The following is a 21,815-nucleotide window of genomic DNA, read 5'->3' as shown; positions in this document are numbered from 1 at the left end:
ATCCCTACGGCCTTTGGCAGCGCGCCCGTAGAGATGGATGGGTTTACTCCTCGTATGCGACAACCGCCTGGGCGGCTTGCGATTGGCAGTAAGCCAAGGCCGCGTCGGTTGGGTAAAACCTGGCTTGCTCGCCCAACTGCAACACGGCCACGGCGCTGCCTTGCGCGGTTTGGCGCTGCACCGACAGGCGCACCGGCAGACCGTGCACCACATCGCCCTGCTCGGTGGTTTCGCGCTGAGGCGGGAAATCCTTCACCAGTTGGGCAATGTCCAGGCCGGAGCCGGTGGCGTTGGGCGGGAGCTGCAGACGCAGAAATTTGGCATAGCGGCAGCGCGCAGTGGCCAGATCCCAGGCTTCGGTGATGTTCATCTGCAGGCCTCCGCCACCAAAGCGGTCGGTTTGTACCCGGCCCATGGCGATGATGAGCTCGTCGTCCTTGAACAGGTTTTTGTGTGCCTGCATCAGCGCGTCGCTGACCCGCGCATCGACCATGCCGGTGCCGTCATCCAGCCGGAACAGGCCCATCTTGCCGCGCTGGCCGTTGATGACCCGCAGGTCGCTGATGATGCCCGCAAACATCACCGTGTCGCGGCTGTCCACCGCGTCGGCCAGGTCGCGCTTGGCAAAGCGGCGCACTTCCTTGCGCACCTCGTCGAACAAATGCCCCGACAGATAAAATCCCACTGCGGTTTTCTCTAGCGTCAGGCGTTCCTTGATGCCCCACATGGGGGTTTCGACCAATTCTGGCTCTTGCGTGCTGGAGCCGTGGCTGTCGTCCATGTCGAACAGGCCACCCTGGTTGGCGTTGGCCAGTGTGGCGGCGGCAAAGGCGAAGGCGCGGTCCACCGAGGCGATAAGCGCGGCGCGGTTAATCTCGATCGCGTCAAACGCCCCGGCCTTGATCAGTGCCTCGACGCTGCGTTTGTTCAGCTTGGATTTATCCACGCGCACGCAGAAGTCGAACAGGCTGGTAAACGCCCCACCCGCTTCGCGTGCCGCCACGATGGCCTCGATGGCCTGCTGGCCCGTGCCTTTGACGGCACCCAGGCCGTAGCGGATGATTTTGTCGGTAACCGGCTCAAACCGATGGCGGCCCAGGTTGACGTTGGGCGGCTCGAAGCTCAGGCCCATCTTGCCGGCATCTTCAAACAGCAGTTTGAGCTTGTCGGTGTCGTCCATTTCCACCGTCAAATTGGCGCAGAAGAATTCGGCACAGTAGTGCACCTTGAGCCAACCGGTGTGGTACGCCAGCAGCGAATAGGCGGCAGCGTGCGACTTGTTGAAACCGTAGCCCGCAAACTTTTCCATCAAGTCGAAGATTTCGTCAGCCTTGGCTTCATTGATGTCGTTCTTGGCGGCACCATCGCGGAAGATCTGGCGGTGCTCGGCCATTTCTTCCAGCTTCTTTTTACCCATGGCGCGGCGCAGCATGTCGGCACCGCCCAGCGAGTAGCCGCCCAGAACCTGCGCGGTCTGCATCACCTGCTCCTGGTAGACCATGATGCCGTAGGTCTCGCTCAGCATCTCGGCGACCAGCGGGTGCGGGTACTCCACCACTTCGCGGCCATGCTTGCGCGCCACGAAGCTGGGGATCAGGTCCATCGGGCCCGGGCGGTACAGCGCGTTCAGGGCGATCAGGTCTTCCAGGCGGGTGGGTTTGGCATCTTTCAGCATGCGCTGCATGCCGGTACTTTCAAACTGGAACACGGCCTCGGTCTTACCCTCGGAGAACAGGCGGTAGGTTTTGGCATCGTCCAGCGCGATGTTTTCGAACGCAAAGTTCTCCTGACCCTTGTGGCGGGCGACGATGAAGTCCTTGGCAATTTCCAGAATGGTCAGCGTGGCCAGGCCCAAAAAGTCGAACTTCACCAGGCCGATGGCCTCCACGTCGTCCTTGTCAAACTGGCTCACCGCCGATTCGCTGCCGGGCTGCTGGTACAGCGGGCAAAAGTCGGTCAGTTTGCCCGGCGCAATCAGCACACCCCCGGCGTGCATGCCCACGTTGCGGGTCATGCCCTCCAGCTTTTGCGCCATCTCGATCAGGGTGCGCACGTCTTCTTCGGCCTCGATGCGGGCGGCCAACACCGGCTCCATCTCGATGGCATAGTTGTTTTTGTCGCCGTCCTTCTTGGTGGCGGGTGGGTACTGCAGCGTGACCGACATGCCGGGCTTGTTGGGAATCAGCTTGCTGATGCCGTCGCAGAAGTTGTAGCTCAGGTCCAGCACCCGGCCCACGTCGCGGATGGCCGCGCGGGCCGCCATGGTGCCGAAGGTGACGATCTGGCTGACAGCGTTCTTGCCGTACTTTTCTTTCACGTAGTCGATCACCCGGTCGCGGTTGCCCTGGCAAAAGTCGATGTCAAAGTCGGGCATGGAGACGCGCTCAGGGTTCAAAAACCGCTCGAACAGCAGCTTGTACTGCAGGGGGTCCAGATCGGTGATCTTCAGCGCGTAGGCCACCAAAGAGCCCGCACCCGACCCCCGGCCCGGCCCCACCGGGCAGCCGTTCTTTTTGGCCCAGTTGATGAAGTCGCCCACGATCAAAAAGTAACCGGGGAAACCCATCTTCAAAATGGTGGTGATCTCGAATTCCAGCCGGTCGATATAGCCGGGCCGAACTTCTTCGCGCTTGGCTGCATCCGGGTACAGGTGCAGCAGGCGTTCTTTCAGGCCCTCGTGCGAGGCATAGCGGAAGTAGTCGTCAGGGCTCATGCGCACGCCATCCACTTCGGGCGTGGGAAAGTCGGGCAACTGCGGCCTGCCCAGCACCAGGGTCAGGTTGCAGCGCTTGGCGATCTCTATCGTATTGGCAATGGCCGAGGGAATATCGGCAAACAGCGCCAGCATCTGCGCGCTGGACTTGAAGTACTGCTCGCGGGTGAAGCGGCGCACACGGCGCTGGTTGCCCAAAATCTCGCCGTCAGAGATGCAAACACGCGCTTCATGCGCCTCGTAATCGGACTCTTCGGTGAACTGCACCGGGTGCGTGGCCACCACCGGCAATTGCAGACGGGCCGCGAGTTGCACGGCCACCACCACATGGGCCTCGTCGTCGGTGCGGCCCGCGCGCTGCAGCTCGATGTAGAAGCGTTGCGGAAACAAGGCCGCCAGTTGCTGCGCCATGGCATCGGCCCGCACCGTATCGCCCTGCACCAGCGCCTGACCCACCGGCCCGGCCTGGGCACCGGCCAGGCAGATCAGGCCCGCGTTGAGTTCCTGCAGCCAGGCCAACTTGATGACGGCCTGGTTTTTGACAATGTTTTGGGTAAAGCCACGGGCCAGCAGCTCCGATAAATTGAGGTAACCCTGCTTGTTCTGCACCAGCACGATGACGCGCGACAGGGCGGTGGCATCCAGGCCCTGCCCTTCCAGAAAGATTTCGGCGCCGATGACGGGTTTGACCCCCTTGCCACGGGCTTCCTTGTAAAACTTGAGTGCACCAAACAGGTTGCTCAGGTCGGTGATGGCCAGCGCGGGTTGCTGGTCTTTGGCGGCCACCTTGACGGTGTCGTCGATGCGGTTTGTGCCGTCAACGACAGAAAATTCGGTATGGAGGCGGAGGTGAACAAACATATAGCCATTTTAAGTGGCGGGGTCTGTGTTGCTGGCCCGGTACCAATCAGTGCCTGATAGACCGCAACTTAACACATAATTGAAACAATTTGTCATCAACTGTTGGCATCTTTGTGTCGGTGCCATGTGCGGTTTGCCCGTAGCCGCATGAGCGCTTCACTTCAAACCCTTGAGAGGTGCCATGATGTTCCGCTCCATCCGCAGTTCCACCCTGTTTCTGGCCGCCGTTGGCATCTTGGCCGCCCTGGTCATTGCGCTGCAGTCCTACGTGGGCTTCAACCGCCTCAACGACATCGCCAACCAGACTTTTGTGGCCAAGGACGTGGTGGCCGACATCTTGCCGCCGCCGCTGTACCTGATCGAGTTGCGGCTGGTGCTATCGCAGGCGGTGGAAGGCACCATGCCGGTGGACGAGGCGCAAAAACAGGTCACCCGCCTGGTCGGTGAGTACGAGGCGCGGGTTGCTTACTGGACGAAAAACCCGCCCTATGGTTTGGAGAAGCAACTCTTTGGCCGCCAGCACCAGGCGGCGCAGAAGTTCATCGCCGCGGCACGCGAGGGGGTCATGCCCGCCCTGGCCAAGAACGATGCGGTGGCGGCCCGCGAGCAACTGGTGCGGGCCCACGCGCTGTACCTGGAACACCGGGCCGGGGTGGACGAAACCGCGGTAGTGGGTAGCAAACTGTCTGACAGTTCAATTACCGCCTTCACCGCCACCGGCAAAGACGTGTCGCGCACTTCGTGGATCGTGCTGGTGGTGGCGCTGACGGTACTGGTGTGGGTATCGCGGCCGGTGCTGGCCAGCATCCGCAAGCCGATTGCCCACTGCACCCGTATCGCCCAGGAAGTGGCCGCAGGCAATCTTTTCTCTAACATCCAGCGCACCCGCGAAGACGAGATTGGTGCACTGCAAGAAGCCTTGGCGAGCATGCAGACCGCGCTGCGGCAGATGGTAGGCGAGGTGCGCACATCGTCCCAGGACATCAAGTATTCCAGCGCCGAAATTGCCCATGGCAGCATCGACCTGAGCGCCCGTACCGAGAGCACCGCCGCCAGCCTGGAAGAAGCCGCTGCCGCCATGGAGCAGCTCACCGCCACCGTGTCGCAAAACACCGAATCCGCCTGCCAGGCCAACCAACTGGCCGCCTCGGCCGCCACCGTGGCCGTGCGCGGCGGCCAACTGGTAGGCCAGGTGGTCACCACCATGCAGGGCATAGACGACAGCTCGCGCAAGATTGTGGACATCATCGGTGTGATCAACGGCATTGCCTTTCAGACCAATATCCTGGCCCTGAACGCTGCCGTGGAAGCCGCCCGCGCCGGTGAGCAAGGGCGTGGTTTTGCCGTGGTAGCCAGCGAGGTGCGGCTGCTGGCCCAGCGCAGCGCCGAGGCGGCCGAAGAGATCAAGGCCCTGATCGATGCCAGCGTGGGGCGGGTCGAATCGGGCAGCAAGCTGGTACAAGAAGCTGGCACCACCATGAACGAGATCGTCCACCAGGTGCAGCGCGTGAGCGACATCATTGCCGAAATCACCGCCGCGGCTTCCGAGCAAGGCCTGGGCATTGGCCAGATCAACGAAGCCGTGGCCCGGCTGGACCAGATAACGCAAGAAAACTCGGCCCTGGTGGAGGAAAGCGCGGCCTCGGCAGAGAACCTGAAGCGCTCGGCCCTCGGCTTGAACAGCATGGTCAGCGCCTTCCGCCTGGAGCCTGGCAGTCCGGTGGCGCTACCCTAACTAAAATCAGAGGGTGAACTCCATCCTCAACATCTCCGCTTACAAATTCGTCCCCCTGCCCGATGCCCCTGCCCTGCGCGATCTGCTGCACGGCTGGGCCACCGCGCTAGAGCTCAAAGGCACCATCCTGCTGGCCAGTGAGGGCATCAATCTGTTTCTGGCGGCCCCCGAGGCGGCCGTGCGCGGCTTCATCACCCGCCTGCACGGCGACCCGCGCTTTGCCGACATCGCGCCCAAAGAGAGCTGGTCGGCCAGCCAGCCATTCAAAAAGATGCTGGTGAAGGTCAAAAACGAAATCATCCGTATGGACCACCCGGCCATCCAACCCATCTCGGGTCGTGCGCCTGCGGTAGATGCCGCCACGGTCAAGCGCTGGCTAGACCAGGGCGTGGACGACCACGGCCGCCCGGTTGTCACGCTGGACACGCGTAACGCCTTCGAGGTGGACCACGGCACGTTCACCGGGGCTATCGACTGGCGCATCGACAAGTTCAGCCAGTTCCCCGCCGCCCTGCGCGAGCACAAGGCCGAGTTGCAAGGAAAAACCGTGGTCAGCTTTTGCACCGGCGGTATCCGCTGCGAAAAAGCCGCGATTTTGATGCGCGAGGAAGGGCTGGACCACGTCTACCAGCTCGAAGGCGGCATCCTCAAATACTTCGAGGAAACCGACGGCGCGCACTACCAGGGCAGTTGCTTTGTGTTTGACGAGCGCCGCACGCTGGAGGCCGATCTTTCGGCCAGTGCGCTGGATACTATGAAAAAGTGAGCTACTCGCGTAGGTAGATCCTGCGCTAAAGGCACTTTTTATACTAAAAACTCTTTGATCGCCAAAGCGGTTTTCAGCGCTGCCCCCTGGTGGGCTCCTGCGAACTGCGGCCCGGCAGCCGTGGCACAGGCCAAAGTGTCGGGCGCATTCAGCCAGGCCAGGGCCTGGACCACGGCGGCCGGCATGTCAGCCACGCAGCCGGCAGCTCCGGCGGCGATGGCCAGTTCGGCGGCTTCGGCGAAGTTGAAGGTCGATGGCCCCACCACCACCGGGCAGCCGCAGGCGGTGGCTTCGATCAGGTTCTGCCCGCCCAGCGGCGCGAAGCTGCCACCCAGCAAAGCCACATCGGCCAGGCCGTAGTACAGCGCCATCTCGCCCAGCGAGTCGCCCAGCCACACGTCGGCGGGTACGGGTTCCTCGGTCCACTGGCTGCGCCGTGACAGGCTGAATCCGTGCTCTACCACCAGGGCCGCCACGGCATCAAAGCGCTGCGGGTGGCGTGGCACGATGAGCCACTGCACGTCCATTACTCCTAATTTTGTAGCTGCTAGCGTAGATGGAGTATGCGCTAGAGGTCTAAAAGACTGTAAATATTGCAATAGCATCAGCTCTTCGCCTTCGCGGGCGCTGGCCAGCAGCGCCACCGGCCGCCCTGCCCTGCGCCATGCCTGTCCTGCGGCGAGCTGCTCGGCGTTGGGCGTGGCATCGAACTTCAGGTTGCCCAGCACCTTGGGTAGGGGGGCACCGGCCTCGGCCAGCCGCTGTGCGTCGGCAGCGGTTTGCGCCAACACCGCAGCCAGTGCACCGTAGGCTGGCCGAGACAAGGCCGACAGCCGCTGCGCCTGGCGTAGCGATTTCGCACTGAGCCGCGCGTTGGCCAGCACCACCGGCACGCCCGCCGCCTGGCAGGCCGCCAGCAGATTCGGCCAGATTTCGGTTTCCATCAGGATGCCGATACGGGGCTGGAAATGCCGCACAAAGCGCCGTACCGCACCGTGGCTGTCCCAGGGCTGCCACACCTGCACATCGCCCGGTTGCAGCAGCGCCTGCCCCTCGGCCCGCCCGGTGGCCGTGCCATGCGTCAGCAGCAGGCGCAGGCCCGGCATCTCGCGGCGCAAGGCGGCCAGCAGAATTGCCGCGGCACGGGTTTCGCCCAGCGACACGGCGTGGATCCACACAAAGCCCTGGCCGGGTGGCTGGTGGTAGTGGCCAAAGCGCTCGGGTACTGCCACGGCGTAGCCGGGCTCGGCCCGCGCGCGCGACCGCAGTTTTCGGCGCAGCAGCGGGCTGGCCAGCCAGAGCAACAGAGAATACAGTCGCAGGATCAATGCGCGGAATCTCGCAATGCGGCGAGAGCGGACGCTTGCATCCAGGCGTTCCAGACCGCATTGACGGTGGGTGCAGGTTCGGCGAACACGCTGAGCTGGTGGTCGCAGTTTTGCGGGCCGGTGCGCCACACGGTGTCGAAGTTGTAGATTTTGACCAAGGGCAGGTTCAGCGCCGCGGCGATCTGGCTGGTGCCGTTGTCAATGCCGATCACACCCAGGCATTCGCCCAAGGCATCGGTCAGCGCGCCCAAGGGCATACGGGGCCAGACGACGGCCTGGCTCAGACGATTGGCAATGCTTTCGCTGCGCCACTGCTCGTCGTCGTTGCCATGGGCAAAGGCCACGGTGTAGCCCAGGTCGTTCAGGCGGTGGCCCAGTTCCAGCCAGTGGGCTTCGGGCCAGCTTTTGTCGGCACGGGTGCTGCCATGCAAAAAGGCCACGATGGGCGTGGCTTCGACATGGCTGACATCAAAAAATTGATTTGATATCGTTTTGGTAGCGCGCCGTGCAGTATTTACATGCGCTTGCAGCCCAAAAGAGGGTTTATCTGGTAGGGCATAGACCAGGGCCCGGGCGCACATCACCCGCGCCCGGTCTACGGCGTGGATGTGCGATTCCACCGGCACGGTCACGTCGGCCGCCCAGCGGGTGGGGGCCTGGAATGCCGTGCCTTCGGCCTGGTTGTCCAAGGTGTAGCGCAGGCCGTCCGAGCCCAGGCGGGCCATCTTGGCCACCAGGGTCGATTTGCTCATGCCTTGCACGTCCAACACCGCGTCGTAGCATTCGTACTGCAGGTCGGATGAAAACGCCCGCCAGGCGTTGCGGGTGTCGGCGGTAAACACGGTTTCACGCCAACGCTTCAGGTCGCATTCAATCACCCGGTGCAAACCGGCACAGCGGCGTACCAAGGGGGCAAAGTCGGGTTCGACCACCCAGTCCACCAGGGCACCCGGAAAGGCGTGCAAGATGTCTTGGGCTGCCGGCATGGCGTGCACCACATCCCCCAGGGAAGAGAGTTTGACGATCAGAACATTCATGCAGGAATAGCTTGGGGGTTGTGGAACACGCTCCACACAGCTTGCCATGCTTGCCACACGGTGTCTACATCGGGAGCCCTTGCCCCGCCCACGGCGACCTGGTAAGGGCTACCCAGCGGACCAGCCCGCCAGATGCGCGGCTGGCTGAAAATTTGCACGTGCGGCAGGTTCAGCGCCACGGCCAGGTGGCTCAGGCCTGAATCCACCCCAACCACGCCCACACAGCCCGCCATTTGCGCGGCCAGCGCGGCTAAACCCATGCGCGGCAGCATGCGGGCTTGCGGGCCAATCTCCTGGCACAGCTGCTGGGCAAACTTTTCCTCGTAAGCGTTCGCCTGTGGCACGCTGAGCGTCAGGCCTTGGGCCACCAGGTGCTGGCCAATCTGCACCCAGTGAGCCAGCGGCCATTCGTTTTCGACCCGGGTGGTGCCGTGGACCAGCATTACGCTGCCATCGGGTTGTACCGGGGTGACCTGGAGTTCGTCGTAGGCAATGCCGTCTTCCCGCGGCGGATAGCCCAGCGCCAGCGCGGCCAGGCGGCGGTAGCGCTGCAGGGAGTGGATGCGCGGCGGCATGGGCTGGGGGCGCTGCACCATGAAGCGCACGGGCCACTCGTAGCCGCAGTCTTCGCTGCCGTTGCCGTAGGTGGCGCGCCAGCCGCTGGAGGTGAGCCGGGCCTGGCGGGCAATCAGGGCGGATTTGATCAGCCCCTGGAGGTCGATCACCACGTCGTAGGCTTCGGCCTGCAACGTCTGTATGAAGGCCGCTTTTTCGGCCCGCACACTGGCGCTAAACGGGGTTTTGCGCCAGCGCCGCTGCGCCAGCGGAATCACCCGACCCAGGCGCGGCACATGGGCCTGGAGCAGCGGGGCAAAGGCTTCTTCGACCACCCAGTCAAACGTGGCCAGGGGCAAGGCCTGGCGCATGTCGTGCAGGGTGGGCAGGGTCTGGACCACATCGCCAAAAGACGACAGCTTGACGATCAGCACCCGCATGCCCTGCCCTTTTCCAGGCAAAGACTCAGGCACAGGCATCAATGGGCGCTGGCCGCCAGCTTGGCGTCGGGTTTGGCACGGCGCAGCAGGGCCAGCATGTCGTGCTGGATACGTTCCAGGGCTTCGGGCGTGTGGCCTTCAAAACGCAGCACCAGCACCGGCGTGGTGTTGCTGGCGCGGACCAGGCCAAAGCCATCCGGCCAATCGACCCGCAGGCCGTCGATGGTGCTGACCACCGCGGGCGCAGCAAAGTCCACCATCGCCAAGGCCTTGGCCACCACTACGGGCGGCTCGCCTTCGGCACAGGCCACGTTGAGCTCGGGGGTGGAGAAACTGGTAGGCAAGGCGTGCAGCACGGCGTTGGCATCGGGCGACTGGCTGACGATTTCCAGCAAACGGCAGCCCGCGTAGGTGCCGTCGTCGAAACCAAACCAGCGCTCCTTGAAGAAGATATGGCCGCTCATTTCGCCGCCCAGCGGGGCCTGGCCACCTGCGCCTTCGATTTCTTTCATCTTGGCTTTGATCAGGGAGTGGCCGGTTTTGAACATCAGTGGGTGGCCACCGGCAGCGGCAATGGCCGGGGCCAGGCGCTGCGAGCATTTCACGTCAAACAAAATGGTGCCGCCGGGGACACGGCGCAGCACGTCTTCGGCGAAGAGCTGCATCTGGCGGTCGGGGTAGATGTTGGTGCCGTCATTGGTAACGATACCCAGGCGGTCGCCGTCACCATCAAAAGCCAGGCCCAGCTCGGCACCGCTGGTTTTCAGCGCGGCGATCAGGTCCTGCAGATTCTCGGGCTTGCTGGGGTCGGGGTGGTGGTTGGGGAAGTTACCGTCCACCTCGCTGAACAGTTCGATTACCTCGCAGCCGATGGCGCGCAGGATGTCGGGGGCCGATGCACCTGCAATGCCGTTGCCGGAATCGACCACGATCTTCATCGGGCGGGCTAGTTTGATATCCGAGACGATGCGGGCGGTGTAGGCAGGTAGCACATCCACGCTACGCACCGAACCACCGGTTTTGGGCAGCCAAGTCTCGGCTTCCATCATGCGGCGCAGGGCCTGGATTTCATCGCCATGGATGGAACGACCGCCCATGACCATCTTGAAACCGTTGTAATCCTTGGGGTTGTGGCTGCCAGTGACCTGGATGCCGCTGCGGCACAGGGTGTTGGCAGCGAAGTACAACAAGGGCGTGGTCACGGTGCCTACATCGATTACCTCGATGCCCACGGCTACCAAACCGCGGATCAGCGCGGCCACCAGCGACGGGCCGCTCAGGCGGCCATCGCGTCCCACGGCCACCGCCGTTTCACCTTCTGCCAGGGCGATCGTGCCAAAGGCCTTGCCGATGCCTTCGGCAACGGCTTCGGTCACGGTGGTGGGAACAATGCCGCGGATATCGTAGGCTTTGAAGATGGAGCTGGCGATGTGCATGGTGTGAGGGGAGTAAGTAAATCAAAAACCCGGCCATCCCTGTATAAGATGGCCGGATGGACTGCCGGAATTGTAGTCACGCCATGCGTGTATTTCCGGCAGCCCATCGCCGGTTGATTGCCCGGCACTTTTTGGCTACTTTTTGGCCTTGGCCGGGGCTTTGGCTGGCGTGCACAGTGTCTGGTACAGGGCCAGATACTGCGCGGCCGCTGCAGCCCATGAGAAGTTTTGCGCCATGCCGCGCTGCTGCAGTTGCGCCCACACGGCTGGCTGGCCAAAAGCCTGCACGGTACGGTGTACCGCCAAGGCCAGGGCCTCCTTGCTGGCCGGACCAAACATGAAGCCCGTTGAGGTGTTGTCCTGCAGGCTGGTCTCGCTGGCATCCACCACCGTGTCGATCAGCCCGCCGACGCGGCGTACCACCGGCACGGTGCCGTAGCGCAATGCGTAGAGCTGGGTCAGCCCGCAGGGTTCAAACCGAGACGGCACCAGCATGGCATCGGCTCCGGCAATCATCTGGTGGGCAAACGGCTCGTCGTAACCCAGGCGCACGGCCACCTGCCCCGGGTGCGCCGCAGCAGCCTCGGTAAAGGCTTTTTCCAGCAAAGCATCGCCACTGCCCTGCACGGCCAGTTGCGCACCGGCAGCCAACATTTCAGGAATCGCGGCCAGCACCAGGTCCAAGCCCTTTTGCTGGGTCAGGCGGCTTACAAGGGTGAACAGGGGCCGCTTGGCATCCACCTGTAGACCGAGTTCCTTTTGCAAGGCCGCTTTGCACGTGGCCTTACCCGCCAGTGCGGTGGCGGAGTACGGGGTGGTGATGTCCTTGTCGGCAGCGGGGTTCCACACTGCATCGTCTACCCCGTTCAAGATGCCAGACACGTCGGCACCGCGCGAGCGCACCACGCCGTCCAGACCACAACCAAACTCGTTGGTGGCAATCTCGGCCGCGTAGCTGGGGCTGACGGTGGTGACGCGTTGGGCATGGGTGAGCCCGGCTTTCATGAATGAGAACTTGCCGTGGTACTCCAGTCGGGTCGGGTCCATGAAACGCGCCGGCAAGCCCAGCAGATGGAAATCCTTGGCATCAAACAGGCCCTGGTAAGCCAGGTTGTGCACGGTGTAGACGGTGGCCACCGTGGCTGCCTGGTTGGAGGCCAGGTAGGCGCAAGCCATACCGGCATGCCAGTCGTGGGCGTGCAGCACGTCCGGAGTCCAGGCCGGATCCAGGCCGCCTGCGGCCACATGCGCCGCCACCCAACCCAGCAAGGCAAAGCGCTGGGCGTTGTCGGGCCATTCGAGTCCATCGGCACCCAGGTACGGGTTGCCCGTGCGCTGGTAGTAATAAGGCGCATCGACCACATAGGCCGTTATGCCACTGGCCACAATGGTGCCGCGCACCAGGCGTACCCGCGCGGCACCAAACGCCGCACCGATCTCGCAGACCACGACCGGCTTTTGCAAGCCCGTCAAAATCGCGGGAAAGCCCGGCAGCAGCAGGCGCACATCGGCACCGGCGGCCACCAGGGCCTGGGGCAAGGCCCCCAGCACATCGGCCAAGCCGCCGGTTTTGACCAGAGGAAAAACCTCGGCCCCTACTTGCAGGACTTTCATTCCGCCAGCTTTTTGAGCATGGCAGAGGTGACCAGCGTGATGCCGTTTTCGCTGCGGTGGAAGCGCTCGGCATCCAGCGCGGCATCTTCGCCGATCACCATGCCGTCAGGAATCACGCAGCCGCGATCGATCACCGCACGGTTGATGCGTGCACCCCGGCCAATCTGTACGTCGGGCAAGAGCACCGACCATTTGACCTCAGAATACGAATGCACCCGCACACTGGAAAACAGCACCGAGCGGTGCACGCTGCCCGACACAATGCAGCCGCCGGACACCATGGACTCGATCGCCATGCCGCGCCGGTCGTCGGTGTTGTGGACAAACTTGGCCGGTGGCAGCTGGGCCTGGTAGGTCCAGATGGGCCAGTGGGTGTCGTACAGGTTGAGCTTGGGCTCGGTGGCGGTCAGGTCGATGTTGGCATCCCAGTACGCGTCGATCGTGCCGACATCGCGCCAGTACGGCTCGTCTTCGGCCGCATCGGGCACGCAGCTCATGGAGAACGGGTGGGCGGTGGCCAGGCCATTGCGCACGGCGCGGGGAATGATGTCTTTGCCAAAGTCATGGCTAGACGTGGGGTCCGCCATGTCGCGCTCCAGCTCGGCATACAGGAAGGCGGCGTTAAAAATATAAATGCCCATGCTGGCCAGCGACATGTCGGGGTTACCCGGCATGGATGGTGGATCGGCAGGTTTTTCCAGGAATTCGGTGATCAGGCGGTTCTCGTCGATGGCCATCACGCCAAAAGCCGACGCTTCGGCGCGTGGTACGGCGATGCAGCCCACGGTGCATTCACGCCCTTGGGCCACGTGGTCGGCCAGCATCAGCGCGTAGTTCATCTTGTAGATGTGGTCGCCCGCCAACACCACGATGTAGTCGGCACCGTAGCTCTCCAGAATATCGTGGTTTTGGTAGACCGCGTCAGCTGTGCCCCGGTACCAGTTTTCGTTGTCGTTGCGCTGCTGTGCGGGCAACAGATCGACAAACTCGTTCATCTCGTTCTTCAAAAATGCCCAGCCGCGCTGCAAATGGCGCAGCAAACTGTGCGATTTGTACTGGGTAATGACACCAATGCGGCGGATACCGGAATTCAAACAATTGGACAGTGCAAAGTCAACAATTCGGAACTTGCCGCCAAAATACACCGCAGGCTTGGCGCGGCGGTCTGTCAAGTTCATCAATCGGCTGCCACGCCCACCGGCGAGCACCAATGCAATTGCCCGTTTGGGCAGGTCCAGTCCGAGCGCTAAGTTGTTTTGCTGCATTTTTTGTCTCCAGAGAAAGGATGAGGATTTACGCAGTACCCCCTGCAAGCCTTCTGGGCGAACAGGGGACTTACGCAAGTCCTGGGCTAATTGTTGACCGGGTTTTTTGGTTAACGCCAGCATCTTAATCCGAGGATTTAAAAAACAGTTACCGGCGGGTTACCTCGTGCGAGAATTCTGGAAATGAGCGGTGTACCCGCATTCAAAGCGCTTAGACTAGAAAAATAGCCATCCGTACATCGGATTCTGGCTTGTGCCAACCCACACAAAGGATGCCCCTGTGACCCAGCGTATTGCCCCTACAGCTACCTCCATTCAAGCCGGTATTGAACAGCATTTGCTCGACACCGTCGGTGTCAGTCCCGCAGAAGCCACCCCGAACGATTTGATGCTGGCTGTATCGCAAGTTGCGCGCCAGCAATTGTCACAACGCTGGGTGCAAACCCAGGCGCGCGACCACGCTGCCAAGGCCCGCCGTGTTGTTTATTTGTCCATGGAATTTTTGATGGGCCGCACCCTGTCCAATGCGCTGGGCGCGCTGGATATCCGTGGTGAAGCCGCCACCGGCCTGCAAAAATTCGCCCAAACCCTGGAGACCGTGGCTGACCGCGAGCCCGATGCCGCATTGGGCAACGGCGGGCTGGGCCGTCTTGCCGCCTGTTTTCTGGATTCCATGGCCACCGTCGGCCTGCCGTCTTTTGGCTACGGTATCCGCTACGAGTACGGCATGTTTGCGCAAGACATCCAGAATGGCGCGCAAATGGAATACCCCGATCCTTGGCTTGAAAACGGCACGCCCTGGGAGTTTCCCCGTGCCGACATCAGCTACCCGGTCCGCTTTGGCGGCTGGGTCGAGCAGGTCAACGGCGCGCCCGTGTGGCGCAACGCCGGTGAAGTGGCGGCCAAAGCCTACGACATGGTGGTGCCCGGCCACGGCACCGACAAGGTCAGCACCCTGCGCCTGTGGAAGGCCGTAGCGCCCGCCCACATCGACCTGAATGCCTTCAACACCGGCGACTACGCCCGTGCGGCCAGCATGAAAAACGAGTACGAGAACATTTCTTGGGTGCTCTACCCCAACGACAGCACGCCCGCCGGGCGCGAACTGCGCCTGAAGCAAGAATACTTTTTTGTGTCTGCATCGGTGCAAGACCTGGTGGTGCGCCACCTGCGCGAACACCCCACGCTGGACAACCTGGCCGAGCATGTCGCTATCCATTTGAACGACACCCACCCCGCCATTGGCGTGGCCGAACTGGTGCGGGTACTATGCGACGACCACGGCATGCCCTGGGACAAAGCCTGGGCGATTTGCTGTAAGACCTTCTCTTACACCAACCACACCCTGATGCCCGAGGCGCTGGAAACCTGGCCCGTGGGCCTGATGCAGCATGTGCTGCCGCGCCACCTGGAAATCATCTTCCGCATCAACAAGGAATTTCTGGAAATGGCGGCCCTGCACCGCCCGGGCGACAGTGCCTTCTTAGCGCGCCTGTCGCTGATTGACGAGCAAGGCGAGCGCCGCGTACGCATGGCCAACCTGTCCATCGTCGGCAGCCACAAGGTCAACGGCGTGTCGGCACTGCACTCCGAGTTGCTGGTGCAAACCATTTTTGCCGACTTCGCCGCCATCTGGCCCGGCCGCTTCACCAACATGACCAACGGCGTGACCCCGCGCCGCTGGCTGGCACAGGCCAACCCCGGCCTGTCCAACTTGCTGGACAGCACGCTGGGCAAGGGCTGGCGGCTCGATCTGGACCAGCTGCAAAAGCTCAAGGCCAAAAAAGACGATGCGGCTTTCCAAAAGTCGTTCATGGAAGTCAAGCGGGCCAACAAGGTACGTCTGGCCAACGCGATTGAGAAGAGCACCGGCATCAAGGTCAGCCCAGACAGCCTGTTTGACGTGCAGGTGAAACGTATCCACGAATACAAGCGCCAGTTGCTGAATGTTTTACACGTGGTTACCCGTTACCAGGCCATTTTGGCCAACCCGACCGCCAACTGGGTGCCGCGCACCGTGATTTTCGCGGGCAAGGCGGCGTCCAGCTACGTGACGGCCAAGTCCATCATCCGCCTGATCCACGACGTGGGTAGCGTGATCAACAACGACCCGCGTATCGGCGACAAGCTCAAACTGGTGTTCATGCCCAACTACGGCGTGTCGGTGGCCGAAATCATCATGCCGGGTGCGGACTTGTCCGAGCAAATCTCCACCGCAGGCACCGAGGCCTCGGGCACCGGCAACATGAAGCTGGCCCTGAACGGCGCGTTGACCATCGGCACCGACGATGGTGCCAACATCGAAATCCGCCAGAACGTGGGCGACGACAACATCTTCATCTTCGGTCTCAAAACTCCCGAAGTGCAGGCCTTGAAGCAAAGCGGCTACCAGCCCATGCGTTACTACGAAAGCACGCCCGCCCTCAAGGCCGTGCTGGATGCCATCTCGGGCGGCCAGTTTTCGCCCGACGAGCCCGGCCGCTACCGCGCACTGGTGGATTCGCTGCTGTGGGGCGGCGACCACTACCTGCTGCTGGCCGATTACGCCTCCTATGTGGCCACGCAATCCCTGGTAGACGACCTGTACCGCCAGCCGTCCGCCTGGTGCGCCAAGGCCATCACCAATGTGGCGGGTATGGGGGTGTTCTCCTCCGACCGCACCATCCGCGAATACGCCCAGCAAATTTGGCATATCGCGGCAGACGCTCCGAACACGCTATAACAAAAATGCGGTGACAGACAACACCGCAATAGCGCGATTCCCTCCATGTAAACCCACTCTAGATCGGTTCTTATGTTGCACGCCCATGATGTTGAGATGATTTGTGGCGCACGCCACGGAGACCCTTTTGCGGTACTTGGCCCGCACGCTCTGGCCACTGGCCCCACGTCGGTACGCTGCTTCCTTCCTGGCGCGCAAAGCGTGGTGGTGGAGTCGGCCAAGGGCATGGTGCTGGGGCCACTGGCCCTGCAAGACGAAGCCGGTTTTTTTGAGGGCGAAATCACACTGGCCCCGGGCGCTGCCTACCGCCTGCGGGTGGTCTGGGCCGATGGCCACAGCGGCACCATCGACGACCCCTACCGTTTCCCCACGGTATTGGGAGAAATGGACGTGTGGTTGATGGGCGAGGGCACGCATCTGCGCCCGTACGAGGTGCTGGGCGCACAGCCTACCGTCATGGAAGGCGTGGCAGGTACCCGGTTCGCCGTGTGGGCCCCCAATGCCAGCCGCGTCAGCGTGGTGGGCGACTTCAACTTCTGGGATGGCCGCTGCCACCCCATGCGCCTGCGTCGCGAATGCGGCGTGTGGGAATTGTTTCTGCCCGGCGTGCAAGTGGGGGCCAAATACAAATACGAGATCCGTACCCAGAGTGGCGAGGTGCTGCCCGCCCGCTCCGACCCCTACGCCCTGCAGGCCGAATTGCGCCCGGCCACGGCCAGTGTGGTGGCCAACCTACCGCCGTTTGTACCGCCATCGACCGCGCGCAAGCAAGCCAATGCGCTAGATGCGCCCATCAGTATTTACGAGGTGCATCTGGGCTCGTGGCGGCGCAATACCGATGACGGCAACCGCTGGCTGGACTGGGACGAACTGGCCGATACCCTGGTGCCCTATTCCCGCGACATGGGTTTCACCCACCTGGAGCTGATGCCCATCAGCGAGCACCCGTTTGACGGCTCCTGGGGCTACCAGCCCGTGGGCATGTACGCGCCCACCGCCCGCTTTGGCGACCCGGCAGGCTTTGCGCGCTTTGTGGCCCGCTGCCACGCCGAAGGACTCGGTTTGATTCTGGACTGGGTGCCCGCCCACTTCCCCACCGACGCGCACGGTTTGGGCAACTTTGACGGCACGCACCTGTACGAGTACGCCGACCCGCGCGAAGGCTTCCACAACGACTGGAACACCCTGATCTACAACCTGGGTCGCACCGAGGTCAGCAACTTCCTGGTGGGCAATGGCCTGTACTGGCTGGAGCGCTTTGGCGTAGACGGCCTGCGTGTGGATGCCGTGGCCTCCATGCTGTACCGCGACTACAGCCGCAAGGCCGGGGAATGGATTCCCAACGTGCACGGTGGCCGCGAAAATTTAGAGACCATCGCCTTCTTGAAGCGCATGAACGAAGTGGTCGGTGGTGAACGCCCGCAAGCCATCACCCTGGCCGAAGAGTCCACCGCCTTCCCCAGCGTATCGCGCCCTACCTACGCCGGTGGCCTGGGTTTCCACTACAAATGGAACATGGGCTGGATGCACGACACCCTGGCCTACATGGAGCGCGACCCGATCTACCGCAAGCACCACCAGGGCGAAATCAGCTTCAGCCTGGTGTATGCGTTTACCGAGAACTTCGTGCTGCCGATTTCGCACGACGAAGTGGTGCACGGCAAGGGCTCGCTGCTGAACAAGATGCCCGGCGACCGCTGGCAGCAATTTGCCAACCTGCGCGCCTTCATGGGCTATATGTTTGGCCACCCCGGCAAAAAACTGCTGTTCATGGGCTGCGAATTTGCCCAAGACCGCGAATGGAACTTCGAGCAAAGCCTGGACTGGCACCTGCTGGACCAGGCCCCGCACGCCGGCATGCAGCAACTGGTACGCGACCTGAACCAGCTCTACCGCAGCACCCCGGCGCTGTACCAGCAAGACTTTGACCCCGCCGGGTTTGAGTGGATTGAGCACAACGATGCCGAGCGCTCGGTCATCAGCTTCATCCGCCGGGGCATGGACGACAGCAGCTTCATCGTGGTGGTATGCAACTTCACACCCAACGTCTGGAATGGCTACCGGCTCGGAGTACCGCAAGCGGGTACATACTACGAAAAGCTCAATACCGACTCGGCGCACTACGGCGGCAGCAACGTCGGTACACCACTTGGCACGGCTTCTGCTGAAGCTGTATCCATGCACGGTAAACCGTATTCCGTTGTACTCAACCTGCCTCCCCTGGCCACAGTGATGCTTGAATGGAAAGTCTGACAACTGCCCCTGCCCCTACCGCGGTCCTCCCCGGCCGCCCCGCCCTGCCCGAAGTGCAAGCCGGCCAGCCCTGGCCGATGGGTGCCAGCTTTGACGGCACCGGCATCAACTTCGCGGTGTTTTCCGCCCATGCCCAGGCCATGGACGTGTGCATCTTCGACCCCAGCGGCCAGCACGAGGTCTCCCGGTTCCGGCTGCCCGCCCACACCAGCGACGTATGGCACGGCTACCTGCCGGGTGCCCAGCCCGGTTTGGTGTACGGTTTGCGGGCCCATGGCCCCTGGCGGCCTGACCGGGGGCACCGTTTTGATGCATCCAAACTGCTGCTCGACCCCTACGCCCGCGACATCGTGGGGCACTTTGAATGGCGCGACGAGCATTTTGCAGGCGACCGGCTGCACCCGCGCCACATGGACACCCGAGACAACGCCGCGCTGGCACTCAAGGCCCGCGTCACCTTCGACCAGTTTGACTGGGCGGGCGACAAGGCCCCGCGTGTGCCGCTGGCGGATTCTGTGTTCTACGAATGCCACGTCAAAGGCTTCTCCAAGCTGAACGAAAACATCCCACCCGCCCTGCGTGGCAGCTTTGCCGGGTTGGCGCACCCCGCCTCGGTCAACCACCTGAAACAGCTCGGCATTACCGCCGTCAACCTGCTGCCAGTGCAGTATTCGCTCAGCGAAGAGCGCTTGAGTGGCATGGGCCTGAGCAACTACTGGGGTTACAACACGCTGGGTTTTTTCAGCGTGGACCCGCGGCTGGCCAGCGGTGTGGACGGTATGTCGCCCCGCGACGAATTCCGCACCATGGTCAAAGCCCTGCACGCCGCCGGGCTAGAAGTGTTGCTGGACGTGGTTTACAACCACACAGCCGAAGCCGGTGACGGCGGCCCCACCATCAGTTTCCGTGGCCTGGACAACGCCAGCTATTACCGCCTACCGCCCGAAGCCCCGGCCTACTACGAAAACTATTCCGGCTGCGGCAACACCATCGACGTACGCCAGCCACGGGTGCTGCAAATGGTGCTGGATAGCCTGCGCTACTGGGTCAGTGAGATGCACGTGGACGGCTTCCGTTTCGACCTGGCCCCGGTGCTGGGCCGCACCGACACAGGTTTTGACCGCCAAAGCGCCTTCTTCACCGCCGTGGCCCAAGACCCGGTGCTGTCGCGCGTGAAGATGGTCGCCGAGCCCTGGGATATCGGCCCCGGCGGCTACCAGACCGGCAACTTCCCCCGCGGCTGGCAAGAGTGGAACGACCATTTCCGCGACAGCATGCGCGGCTTCTGGATACAAACCGCTGCCGCCTCCGGTGCGCCGGTGGCCGACAACACCCGTGCCGACATGGCCCAGCGCCTGTGCGGCTCCAGCGACATGTACCAACCGCGCCAGCGCGCCCCGGCCGAGTCGGTGAACTACGTGGTCTCGCACGACGGCTTTACCCTGCGCGATCTCGTCAGCTACAACGAACGCCACAACCTGGCCAACCTGGAAGACAACCGCGACGGCCACGGCCACAACCTCAATTTCAACTGCGGTGCCGAAGGCCTCAGCGACGACCCGCTCGTCACCAGCTTGCGCGGCAACCTGCAACGCGCCCTGCTTGCTACTACTTTACTAGCGCAAGGCACACCGCTGATATGCGCTGGGGACGAATTGGGCCATACACAAGGCGGCAACAACAACCCGTATTGCCAGGACAACCCCACCACCTGGATCGATTGGGCCGCCGCCGACGAAGATCTCATCGCGTTCACCCGACGCGTCATTGCCTTGCGCCACCAGGCCCTGCCTTTTGCCAACCACTGGTACAGCGGCGTGGCCGACGTGCTGGGCTTGCCCGATCTGTCGTGGCTGCGCGGCAGCGGCGTGCCCCTGGAAGGCGATGCCTGGCGAGACCCGCAGCACCGGGTGCTGGGCTGCCTAATCGGCAAACCTGGCAAAGCCAAGGCCCCGTTGTTATTGCTGGTCAACGCAGGCAACACCGTGGACCCCTTCCAACTGCCTGCCGGAAGCTGGCAAGTGGTGCTGGACACCACCCATCCGCGCGGCCTGGGTAGCTGGTCGGGCAAGGGCAAAGACATCTTCCCGCTGCCCGCCAACAGCCTGATCCTGCTGGCCGCCAAGGGCGCAGGTTTGTCGATTTAAAGCCGTGCGCCCTGCAAAGGGTGCCCGGCTAGACGGGTCAAGATTCCCAGCGGGCTTTGATCAGGCCGGTACTGGTGCTGGGGTGGCATAAAAAACGTCTGCTCCATCATGTACTGGCCGCCGTGCACTGCGTGCAAGGTCTGGTCCGAGAAACACACCCAGGTGCTGCCTGCGGCAAACTCGGCCACGGTTTGCGGCGCGTTCTTCTGGTAGTTCGCGTCGCGCTTGAGGTGGTCGTGCAGCTGCAGCATCATGTGGTCGTACTCGCTGCGCAGTGACTTGGTGACGCCCAGGGCGTGCAGCACGTGCGCCTCCCAGGCCCGGTACCCAGGAATCAGGGGCAAAAACTGCTGGGCCATGGCCTCGAACGGTTCGCCCACACGCCACACCCTGGGCTTCTGATGCGGGTTGACATTGCTGAACACCCGCAAAATCCGCTCGCCCCGGTTCGGCCGCGACGGAAACGCATCTACGTGCAGGCGCTTGTCGTCGGCCCGCCACGACTGGGTGCGCGTGGCCACCTCGGTCGGGCGGTAGCTGGTGGGCTCCAGCCGCAAATGGGAGCTATAGCGCGGAAACAGGCCGTGCACCAACTGCACCGCCTGGCGGCGAAAGCGCTGCATCATGCCGCTCAGGGCGGCCATTTCCTCTGGTGAGCCTACGGCCCCCTTGACGACACCGTGCGCAGGCTGGCTAATATTGCGCGATTTGGGGGCCCGCACGTCGGGGCGCAGCAGCGGCAATTCGTCTGGCGACAGCGTAAATGCCAGCGCCGGAAAATACAGCACGCCGCCGTTTTCCAGGGTGTCGGTCAGTGCTTCGACCGGCTGGCGGCCCTCCCAATCAGACCCCGTGACTTCCATGATTTGATATGACATGCCTTGATTTTCCCCGAGAACCGTGCAGCCCTTGGTAATGGCATATGAAAAACAGCAAAGCCAGC

At 62.8% G+C, this 21,815-nt stretch carries 13 protein-coding genes; 5 read left to right on the top strand and 8 right to left on the bottom strand.

Translation table 11 applies throughout. The features are described 5' to 3' along the window. Positions 1–43 precede the first annotated feature (43 nt). Positions 44–3,574 carry a DNA polymerase III subunit alpha gene (dnaE, locus tag Q0T48_RS16030; RefSeq protein WP_295958037.1) on the bottom strand — a complete coding sequence of 1,177 codons (3,531 nt, stop codon included), beginning with the start codon at positions 3,572–3,574 and terminating at the stop codon, positions 44–46. A 181-nt stretch (positions 3,575–3,755) separates the two neighbouring features. Between dnaE and Q0T48_RS16025 the strand changes: the two genes are divergently transcribed. Continuing rightward, on the top strand, positions 3,756–5,309 hold the full coding sequence (locus Q0T48_RS16025) for a methyl-accepting chemotaxis protein (RefSeq protein WP_295958034.1): 1,554 nt from the start codon (positions 3,756–3,758) through the stop codon (positions 5,307–5,309). A gap of 13 nt (positions 5,310–5,322) precedes the next feature. After that, positions 5,323–6,075 (top strand): sulfurtransferase, encoded by a 753-nt coding sequence (locus tag Q0T48_RS16020; RefSeq protein ID WP_295958031.1) that lies wholly within the window; start codon positions 5,323–5,325, stop codon positions 6,073–6,075. 38 nt (positions 6,076–6,113) lie between these two features. Here Q0T48_RS16020 and Q0T48_RS16015 read toward each other — a convergent pair whose 3' ends face one another. From Q0T48_RS16015 to glgC, 6 genes are all read right to left on the bottom strand, one after another. Then, positions 6,114–7,403: a 3-deoxy-D-manno-octulosonic acid transferase gene (locus tag Q0T48_RS16015; protein ID WP_295958027.1), complete on the bottom strand. Its 1,290-nt coding sequence runs from the start codon at positions 7,401–7,403 to the stop codon at positions 6,114–6,116. Next, entirely contained in the window at positions 7,400–8,440 is a 1,041-nt protein-coding gene (gene waaC / locus Q0T48_RS16010) for a lipopolysaccharide heptosyltransferase I (RefSeq protein WP_295958024.1), read from the bottom strand. The genes Q0T48_RS16015 and waaC (Q0T48_RS16010) overlap by 4 nt, the downstream gene beginning before the upstream one ends. Continuing rightward, a complete protein-coding gene (waaC, locus tag Q0T48_RS16005; protein WP_295958021.1) occupies positions 8,437–9,468 on the bottom strand; it encodes a lipopolysaccharide heptosyltransferase I in 1,032 nt (343 codons plus the stop codon). Before waaC (Q0T48_RS16005) ends, waaC (Q0T48_RS16010) begins: the two co-directional genes overlap by 4 nt. A 5-nt stretch (positions 9,469–9,473) precedes the next feature. Beyond that, the gene (locus Q0T48_RS16000) at positions 9,474–10,871 is read right to left on the bottom strand and encodes a phosphomannomutase/phosphoglucomutase (RefSeq protein ID WP_295958018.1); all 1,398 of its coding nucleotides are present in this window, start codon (positions 10,869–10,871) and stop codon (positions 9,474–9,476) included. A 135-nt stretch (positions 10,872–11,006) separates the two neighbouring features. Next, on the bottom strand, positions 11,007–12,485 hold the full coding sequence (gene glgA, locus Q0T48_RS15995) for a glycogen synthase GlgA (protein ID WP_295958016.1): 1,479 nt from the start codon (positions 12,483–12,485) through the stop codon (positions 11,007–11,009). After that, on the bottom strand, positions 12,482–13,750 hold the full coding sequence (gene glgC / locus Q0T48_RS15990) for a glucose-1-phosphate adenylyltransferase (protein WP_295958013.1): 1,269 nt from the start codon (positions 13,748–13,750) through the stop codon (positions 12,482–12,484). The genes glgA and glgC overlap by 4 nt, the downstream gene beginning before the upstream one ends. Before the next feature lie 280 nt (positions 13,751–14,030). Here glgC and Q0T48_RS15985 point away from each other — a divergent pair, with 280 nt between their 5' ends. The 3 genes from Q0T48_RS15985 (at position 14,031) to glgX (ending at position 20,872) form a co-directional block, all read left to right on the top strand. Next, entirely contained in the window at positions 14,031–16,472 is a 2,442-nt protein-coding gene (locus Q0T48_RS15985; RefSeq protein ID WP_295958012.1) for a glycogen/starch/alpha-glucan phosphorylase, read from the top strand. 72 nt (positions 16,473–16,544) lie between these two features. Further along, a complete protein-coding gene (glgB, locus tag Q0T48_RS15980; protein WP_295958010.1) occupies positions 16,545–18,725 on the top strand; it encodes a 1,4-alpha-glucan branching protein GlgB in 2,181 nt (726 codons plus the stop codon). Further along, positions 18,713–20,872: a glycogen debranching protein GlgX gene (glgX, locus tag Q0T48_RS15975; RefSeq protein ID WP_295958007.1), complete on the top strand. Its 2,160-nt coding sequence runs from the start codon at positions 18,713–18,715 to the stop codon at positions 20,870–20,872. Before glgB ends, glgX begins: the two co-directional genes overlap by 13 nt. Here glgX and Q0T48_RS15970 read toward each other — a convergent pair. Next, positions 20,869–21,750, bottom strand: coding sequence for a Kdo hydroxylase family protein (locus tag Q0T48_RS15970; RefSeq protein WP_295958006.1), 882 nt, complete (start codon positions 21,748–21,750; stop codon positions 20,869–20,871). The genes glgX and Q0T48_RS15970 overlap by 4 nt on opposite strands. Positions 21,751–21,815 lie beyond the last annotated feature (65 nt).

Source organism: Rhodoferax sp. (genome assembly GCF_025354435.1).
Classification (GTDB): Bacteria; Pseudomonadota; Gammaproteobacteria; order Burkholderiales; family Burkholderiaceae_C; genus Rhodoferax_B.
This window is presented reverse-complemented; position numbering and strand designations above follow the sequence as displayed.

Excerpts from the sequence above, each read along its gene's own strand:
- dnaE (WP_295958037.1), bottom strand. The coding sequence starts at position 3,574 with ATGTTTGTTCACCTCCGCCTCCATACCGAATTTTCTGTCGTTGACGGC.
- Q0T48_RS16025 (WP_295958034.1), top strand. The coding sequence starts at position 3,756 with ATGATGTTCCGCTCCATCCGCAGTTCCACCCTGTTTCTGGCCGCCGTT.
- waaC (WP_295958024.1), bottom strand. The coding sequence starts at position 8,440 with ATGAATGTTCTGATCGTCAAACTCTCTTCCCTGGGGGATGTGGTGCAC.
- Q0T48_RS16000 (WP_295958018.1), bottom strand. The coding sequence starts at position 10,871 with ATGCACATCGCCAGCTCCATCTTCAAAGCCTACGATATCCGCGGCATT.
- glgA (WP_295958016.1), bottom strand. The coding sequence starts at position 12,485 with ATGAAAGTCCTGCAAGTAGGGGCCGAGGTTTTTCCTCTGGTCAAAACC.
- glgC (WP_295958013.1), bottom strand. The coding sequence starts at position 13,750 with ATGCAGCAAAACAACTTAGCGCTCGGACTGGACCTGCCCAAACGGGCA.
- glgB (WP_295958010.1), top strand. The coding sequence starts at position 16,545 with ATGTTGCACGCCCATGATGTTGAGATGATTTGTGGCGCACGCCACGGA.
- glgX (WP_295958007.1), top strand. The coding sequence starts at position 18,713 with ATGGAAAGTCTGACAACTGCCCCTGCCCCTACCGCGGTCCTCCCCGGC.
- Q0T48_RS15970 (WP_295958006.1), bottom strand. The coding sequence starts at position 21,750 with ATGTCATATCAAATCATGGAAGTCACGGGGTCTGATTGGGAGGGCCGC.